Raw genomic sequence first — 7,115 nt, forward strand, 5'->3', positions numbered from 1 at the left:
GGTAGGTTTTTTTATAATCCATGAAACTACATTCCGCAAGAAGTAGTTTTTTTATATCATATCGATTTATTTTTGCACACGATTTTTGTAGTTTTTTAACATAAAACTACATTGAGTATATTGTAGTTTAGTTCATGCCATTTGTAGTTTCTAATCATGCCATTTGTAGTTTCTAATGTGCCAAAATCATGCCATTTGTAGTTTAGTTCATGCCATTTGTAGTTTTTTAAAGTTTGAAAGCCTTACTCTATATGGTCTAGAAGGGTGTCTAAAAGTATTTAAAAGCTTTTTAAAAGAATAAAAGAGATTTAAAGGCAAAATCAACGGCTATGGCACTCGCTTCGCTCGTGTCGTTTCAAGAGCAAAAGCAAAATCAAAAACATTACTGATCTATTCGCTTCACTCATACTTTTTTAAAAGCAAAAGCTCCAAAGTTCGCACCCATTCGGGATGCTCTGTACTTACCGTTTAAAATCGCAAGGGAGCTTGTAATCAGAGAAAAGGCGTTGCAGAAATTTTAATGGTGTCTGTTCACTCGTAGACACTCGTTCGGTTTAAACCTGTTTGGTTCAAAAGAGAAAAACAAAGCGAACGGAGTGTGAGCGATATAACGATAAATCGTTCATTCCCCCTATGATTACTGTTTTGCTGAATTAGATTAGAAATCAAAATCACGGCTCTGTTGTGATTTGTTTTCAGGTTCTGGGCTTGGCTGTGAAAAATGTTTTTCAGCAATAGGGGCTTTTTTCTCTGCAATTAAGCTTTTTATGCCCTCAAAGCTATCTAAACAGTTTTGATATGCCTGTCTTTGAGACTTAAAACGATCATTTTGTGGCTCTAAAATGATTTCACAGTTTAAATATTTGAGCATGATTTCATCATTTTTAATGATCTTTTCAATTTTTTCATAGTCATAACTACTGAGGCTATTCGATGCACGAGATGTATACTGCTTCAAGTTGTCTGCCTTTTCAGCGATACAGTCGATAATGCCTAACTGGCTTTTGCTTCTGTATAGCTCATCTTCTTTTTTAGAAAGTCTCTCATGGCAGATATTATAATCAGGATAATACCCGTCATACCTGAGCTTAAACTCTGATGCCAGTTGCGGTTTTATCCTAATATTTTTGACTAACTCAGTTAGTTGTTCAAACTTTTGATCAATGATATTAAGCTGCCAAGCGTTGTTTCTAACTGCTGTAGTCGCTTGTCTTGAGTCTTCAAGTCTTCGTCTATACTGGTTGATACTTTGAGTTGCGAGAGCTTCAAGAGAGCCTGTTCTAGATCTGTCTGTTGAGCTGTAATTTTCTGTCGAATAGGTCTGAGTTCTGTGCTCACCATACTGTTCACAATATTGCTTAAGTTCAGATGGCTTAAGGCTTGTGTTAATTGCGTTTGTAATTGGCTCATTAAGTTGCTTTGAAAGTTTTGCTGTAAATCCTGCGAAAAACTCCCCTGCTCGATTTTGGATAACTCGCCTTTGAGTGCCGAGATCAAGGCTTGTTGTGCCTGTTTCTCCGACTGCAAAATGCTGATTTTGTCCTGTAATTCCTGCTCTATTTCGCTGTAGCCGGTCAAGATGGTCTTTAATGAATCGACTTGTTGACTCAAAACCTTGTTTTGCTCCGCTAACAAGCTGTTTTGTTGCATCAATAAGTTGTTTTGCTCTGTCAAAAAATGGTCGATTTCGGTCTGCATACCTTATCTCCGTGGGCTGTTCAAATAGTTGACTTGATTGGTGATTGCTTGTGCGTTCTGTTGGATCATTTGCTTTTGTGCTTCGATAGTTTTCAGATTGCTTTTGATTTGAAAGGCGAAATAAAAACTGATTAAAAGAATCAACACTGCGAATATCGCTATCCCAAGTAGTCCGTGAAATGCTCTCTGGCTGTTCAATTTTTCCGTCAAAAGGCTCTGAAACTGACTGTTGATTTGCTTGCTTTGGCTCGCTATGACTTGCTGTACTTGAGTTTGAATAGACTTCTCTAGACTCTCTTGGTCGATCTTGATGCCCTGTAACTGACGGTTTATTGTCGCTTGGATGTTTTGAAGTGAGACTGAAAACGAATCTATGCTCGATTTCACGTTTGAGATTTCCGCAATATCTATATTTGCTAACTGAGTTGACAATGCGTCTATTTGAGCTTTGTAGCTCGCTGTCGTCTCTTTCAGGGCTTGCGGCGATAGATTGCCTATTTCGGTCAATATCGAGCTTAGGTGCGATTTGAGGGCCATTGTCGTCCGCTGGACTTGCTGTAAACGGGTGCTGTTTTGAGTGATAGGCTCCTCGCTTTGCTCGATAGTCATCTCGAATGCTTTCAGCGTCTCTGATAGCTTGTTCAAGCTGTTCTGGAGTTGGTCTGCTTTCTGCTGCTGCTCTGAGACGCTCTGAATAAAGTCCAATTTCGAATTGTTCATGATAAAAATCACCCGGGAGTCTACGTCTTTTGCCATTTTCGAAAATGACAGTGACAGTTTTATCTGCTCTGACTGATGCCACACCTCGAAGTTGCTCGATATGACTCACAATCTCAGCTCTATTTTTTACAGTTTGTGTTTTTAAAAGTGTTCTAACGTAGTTATCCATTGCCTTATTGAACTGTGATCTAGTCAGATTCGTAAAATCTTCATCTTCAAAAATCCTTCTTGCTTGGGCATTGAGCTTGGCAATGTGATTCGGCTCTTGTGTGGTCTGCGTCAAAAGCAAATCATCAGGACGTGACCACTGATATTTTGTGTTGAAGTAGTCCCGCAGTGAATCAAAATGCTTTTCATGACCAGGGGGCGCAATATTCAGTGATTTACCGCTTTGTATATCAAGGCGTGGTGCTAGAACGTGGATGTGCTTTGAGCCGTCATCATCAGTGTGTAGCACTGCAAAAAGGTGATACTGAGAGGGATCTAGTCCAGAAAAAGCATGTTTTTCAAAGTCGTTTAAAACCTCTTGGAGCTGCTCGTCTGTCGGTGCATCGTCTTTTGACCATGCAATCACGCCACTGGTGTATTTCCACAAATGAGGACTGGCATCACAAACGGCATTAAACGTAGTCGCATCACCTCTTAAAACCTCGACCCCTGCCCGAACATTGCCAAGATGATCAAGCTTATCTAGAACATACGCTGAAGCGTGTGCAGCAGATCCTTTGCCGTGATTTAGAAATTTAATATGCACTTTCATCCTCCTCAGCCAGTTGTACCGAAGACAATTGCTTTTTAAGCCGTTCTGGGCTTTGTCTGCTGATTTTGGGAAGTGCAGGGAATAGGTGTTCTAACTCGGTTTGAATGCCTTTTAAAACTGAAAAAATGCTGAAAATATCTAACTTACGTTGTTCTTGCGGATCTGCATTTTTGATCACGTTCAACGCTCGTGCAATTTGGTTCACGTTGTTGCCGATTTTGGATAGCTCTAGCAATACATTCGGGTCAGTATTTTGATAGCGTTTGATCACTTCAATCACTGTTTTGATTTTGGTCCGTGGTTTTAGTTCTTCTTCCGTGGGCTGTCTAACCGTGACGGCATCTTGCATAACTTCACGTTGAATCAGAGAGTGAATGAAGTCTGTAAAAGTCGTCCCTTCTTTTTTAAGGTGCTTCTCCAATTGCTCAAGCTGTAGCTCGGTAAGTCTGAAAATTTTATTTTTAGTTCGCATATTCCCATCCTATTCACATCACAAGCTTTTGCTTTTAAGTCAACTTTGTTGACTTGCCCATCTGTGATGGGCTTGGGGTCTTAGGGGGAATCCCCTAACAAGTCCCTGTATATCAGAATTCGAAGAATTTTGTATATACAGGTAGGCTTGCTTATAGCATATTTCTCTTTGATCATACTCTACTATATCTATGTATATTTTCATAAGGAGATCATAAAAAGGGTTTATTAGGGAGCGATAACTAGAATTTGTATGAGGAATTTTATGCTAAATAAAAAAGCTAATCTTATCTGAGTGTATCTAGAAATTTATATTTTATGTGACGCCAAAAAATATTTGACTTTAAATTTACTTTTATATACTGTGTATATGTGGCAAATTGTCTGCTTATTTTTTGGCAGTTATGAAAATTTTTGATGTCATTAGTAAACTGGTATCTGACAAAGTCAACAGTCAATGCTATTACAGTCAAAAACTTATTATGGAAATAGTTTATGAAAACTTATGTTTCACCACAGGAACAACGAGATAGCAGTATCTCTCGCATGACAACCCGCGTTGATAAAGCTGTATATGACGTAGTTGCCCGTGCAGCAAAAAATGGTGGTTTATCCATCAGTAAATATATGGAGCAAGCGATTTTAAAGCAGGCTTTAGTAGATATCTATTTTGAAGATATTTCTCTACTTAGTCTTAAATCTGAAGAAGAGCTTGCATGGTTACATACAAAATTAGCCTCTAAATTTTCTGATAATAAAGTTCTTATGCAGAAATTAGAGCAGTTAGAAGGAAAGAAATACAATGCAGGAATCACCTACAAATCAACTCGCCGAAAGCTCTTCGCATAATAATTTTCAATTATGTACTTTTGATGAGTTGAGTCCCATCCAACTTAATAGCCGTAAAGATTTTCAGCTAGAAGAACAATATTTAAACATCTATAAAGCATTTATAAAAATTGTACCTGATAAAGAATTACGTAAAAGACGCCCATATTCGGTTTTATATTTAGTATCACCTGAACGAATTGTTGGTTTTATCATTCTGAAGCATGTCCCAAATTTGCCCAATAGTTTTAAAAATAAGCTAAATCTACCAACTGGAACAGAAGCTATTGAAATCAGTTTCTTAGCAGTTGATATAGGGTATCGCGAAAGAGATTTTGGCGAAATCTTGTTGATGGAAGCAATTTCACAAAGTAAAGAGTTTGCAAAAGATCACCCACTATGTTCGATTTTATATTTAAATGCGGCAGATGAAATTTCAGCAGCATTTTATAAAAAGCAAGGTCTTGAAAGACACTCGAACTCATTGGTCTTCGTTGAGTCACTGAAGTAATTATTATGATTGGGACTTCTGTTGTTAGAAAGAAGTCCCTCTCACTTGTGTTTCAGCAAGATAACTAAACCAATAATATTGTTGCTAGCTTTCACATATTAGAAGTAACAATCTGATCTTGTATGAGCACGATTAATGCTAAACAACGCCTAAACAGGTAATGAATTTGCTTGTGATTAGTTAATGTTGATTGATATGTTTCAGAATGACGAATTCGTAAAGCATTACCTAGTTCTGTGAGTTTACGCATTTCTTCATTAACCTCTGTTTGGAATAATAAATTGTCGCCAAACAGTGCAACTATACGAGATGCTGAAATACTCTTTTCCTTTTGATTTTTGGGGTCAAAGTAACATTTCAATCGCTCATAGGCATCCCATAGTTTTTCAAGTCCCTGATAAGCTATATCTATGCGAAAGTTTGTGATCTGAATGCAAGCAGTCTCTAACATGCCTTTATATTGAGCATCCATCATCTTGCCAGCTAGTGCATTATTTATAAGTTGTTTTGTTTCTTCACCTACGATAGTTTCAACATGCCCATTGATTGGATTGAACTCATAAATCATACCTTTTGCATTAAACAGATCATTTATCTGGGTGCTAAACTCTGTCTTAGCAACATTGTCGTTTGTAAAATTTAAGTGATGATGGCGACAGAAGGTATGATAGAAACCATTTGATGGTGTGGATATTTTTTGGAAAAGAAGCTCTAAAGTATCGAAAATTTCATATTTTGTTGGAATATATGGCTGACTATCCTCAAAGTAATTATCTGACTCTTTAGTTGTTTTTAAGGGCCAAGTTAATTCAGTGTAGATTTCTAGCTCATCACTGAGCTTATTAGTATCAGTACTCCAAATATCTGTTTGATTATCCATACAGCCTTCGGGATATGACTCTGCAAAGAAGTTCTTTTGTTCCATCTTTTCTAAAAATGCGATTATACCTTTCCATAATGGAAGAGTGATTTCATCATTAATTCTTGGCTTTGAACCAAATGTTCTTTGGGTATATAAAGGGATCATTTTCTTCGCAGATAATTTTAATATTCTCTTACACTATTATTGCATGAGTAAAAATCAATGTTTTAACAAATAGTTAAGAAAATTTAGTTATTAGCATCTATTACATATTTCATGGTTTGAAATCTGTTTTTTGATGTAAAGCTTCCAAAATTCGTTTAGCTGTTTCTTCCCTTACACTTTTTGGATCTCGTAAAATCCCACTAATCCAAATCGCAAAAGAAGGATAGTCAGGAAAATTACTGAGGTCTGAAAGGTCAGCAAGTTTAGATAAAATAGTGCTGTATTTATTAATTTGAGCATCTGACATATTGCAGAATAGATCAACGGTATTGATATCTCTTTCAGGTGCTATGAGTTTTGGCTTAGGCTTCTCTCTAACAATAAATTTAAAACCAACCACAGACCGCCCTTGTTTAACGTTTTCATAAGTGAGTTCAATGTCTGTATTAGCTGTAATTTCATCTAATGAAGGCTTAATTACACGGTCTTTTAAATTACATAGCTTGTCGTAGGACTTTGGCAAGCCTAACTCAGTTTTTATATGCTCTAAGGACATTTCAAATTGTCCCATAGCTTGATATTTTTTTGCTAAATGATATAGGTCGAACGAGTAGTCTTTTTTCAGACTGAGTACGATGTCTTTTTTGTACTTAGTGTAAGGATTTAATTTGTCGAACTCTTTGAGCATCAAAAGAACTTCCTCTGGGAAGCATATGGATATTGAACCATTCTCATATATTGCTCTAATGACCCAGTTACAGTAGATTTTTTTCTTATTATCACCATAGGAAAAATAACGTCTTAACAGATTTTTACTCGCTTCTTCCATTTGCGAATACGCTGAGTTGGTTTTTATACCGCATTCTTTTGCAAAGCTCTCAGATGTTATGGTGATTGCATCTTTTTCAGTTGCATCAATTGTCCGAGCTATAGGGCTAGCAAGAATTAATAAGCGTTTTTCATCAATACTCATGCTTTTAAAGCACTCTTGAATCGTATTCTGCATAACAACCCAAGATACAGGGTAGGTTTTTTTATAATCCATGAAACTACATTCCGCAAGAAGTAGTTTTTTTATATCATATCGATTTATTTTTGCA

General features: G+C 36.8%; 6 protein-coding genes. 2 read left to right on the forward strand and 4 right to left on the reverse strand.

What is annotated here, in order from left to right; genetic code table 11:
• Nucleotides 1-658: 658 nt before the first annotated feature.
• Both ACK2M2_RS16015 and mobC read right to left on the reverse strand, forming a co-directional pair.
• On the reverse strand, nucleotides 659-3,178 hold the full coding sequence (locus ACK2M2_RS16015; RefSeq protein ID WP_419349851.1) for a relaxase/mobilization nuclease domain-containing protein: 2,520 nt from the start codon (nucleotides 3,176-3,178) through the stop codon (nucleotides 659-661).
• Nucleotides 3,162-3,650 carry a plasmid mobilization relaxosome protein MobC gene (gene mobC / locus ACK2M2_RS16020; protein WP_419349853.1) on the reverse strand — a complete coding sequence of 163 codons (489 nt, stop codon included), beginning with the start codon at nucleotides 3,648-3,650 and terminating at the stop codon, nucleotides 3,162-3,164. The genes ACK2M2_RS16015 and mobC overlap by 17 nt, the downstream gene beginning before the upstream one ends.
• A 494-nt stretch (nucleotides 3,651-4,144) precedes the next feature.
• On the opposite strand from mobC, the gene ACK2M2_RS16025 reads away from it, so the two are divergent.
• Both ACK2M2_RS16025 and ACK2M2_RS16030 read left to right on the forward strand, forming a co-directional pair.
• The gene (locus ACK2M2_RS16025) at nucleotides 4,145-4,498 is read left to right on the forward strand and encodes a hypothetical protein (protein ID WP_419349855.1); all 354 of its coding nucleotides are present in this window, start codon (nucleotides 4,145-4,147) and stop codon (nucleotides 4,496-4,498) included.
• Nucleotides 4,452-4,988, forward strand: a complete 537-nt coding sequence (locus ACK2M2_RS16030; RefSeq protein WP_419349857.1) for a GNAT family N-acetyltransferase — start codon at nucleotides 4,452-4,454, stop codon at nucleotides 4,986-4,988. Before ACK2M2_RS16025 ends, ACK2M2_RS16030 begins: the two co-directional genes overlap by 47 nt.
• Nucleotides 4,989-5,079: 91 nt before the next feature.
• Here the strand turns inward: ACK2M2_RS16030 and ACK2M2_RS16035 are convergent, their stop codons facing one another.
• Nucleotides 5,080-6,015: an AbiJ-NTD4 domain-containing protein gene (locus ACK2M2_RS16035; protein WP_419349859.1), complete on the reverse strand. Its 936-nt coding sequence runs from the start codon at nucleotides 6,013-6,015 to the stop codon at nucleotides 5,080-5,082.
• Nucleotides 6,016-6,124: 109 nt separating this feature from the next.
• Nucleotides 6,125-7,060, reverse strand: coding sequence for a replication initiation protein (locus tag ACK2M2_RS16040; protein ID WP_419349861.1), 936 nt, complete (start codon nucleotides 7,058-7,060; stop codon nucleotides 6,125-6,127).
• Nucleotides 7,061-7,115 lie beyond the last annotated feature (55 nt).

Origin of the sequence: Acinetobacter sp. TY1 (genome assembly GCF_048551395.1) — a bacterium.
GTDB lineage: Bacteria > Pseudomonadota > Gammaproteobacteria > Pseudomonadales > Moraxellaceae > Acinetobacter.

Bases quoted from the DNA above. Each gene is read 5' to 3' on its own strand.
- ACK2M2_RS16015 (WP_419349851.1), bottom strand. From the start codon at position 3,178: ATGAAAGTGCATATTAAATTTCTAAATCACGGCAAAGGATCTGCTGCA.
- mobC (WP_419349853.1), bottom strand. From the start codon at position 3,650: ATGCGAACTAAAAATAAAATTTTCAGACTTACCGAGCTACAGCTTGAG.
- ACK2M2_RS16025 (WP_419349855.1), top strand. From the start codon at position 4,145: ATGAAAACTTATGTTTCACCACAGGAACAACGAGATAGCAGTATCTCT.
- ACK2M2_RS16030 (WP_419349857.1), top strand. From the start codon at position 4,452: ATGCAGGAATCACCTACAAATCAACTCGCCGAAAGCTCTTCGCATAAT.
- ACK2M2_RS16035 (WP_419349859.1), bottom strand. From the start codon at position 6,015: ATGATCCCTTTATATACCCAAAGAACATTTGGTTCAAAGCCAAGAATT.
- ACK2M2_RS16040 (WP_419349861.1), bottom strand. From the start codon at position 7,060: ATGGATTATAAAAAAACCTACCCTGTATCTTGGGTTGTTATGCAGAAT.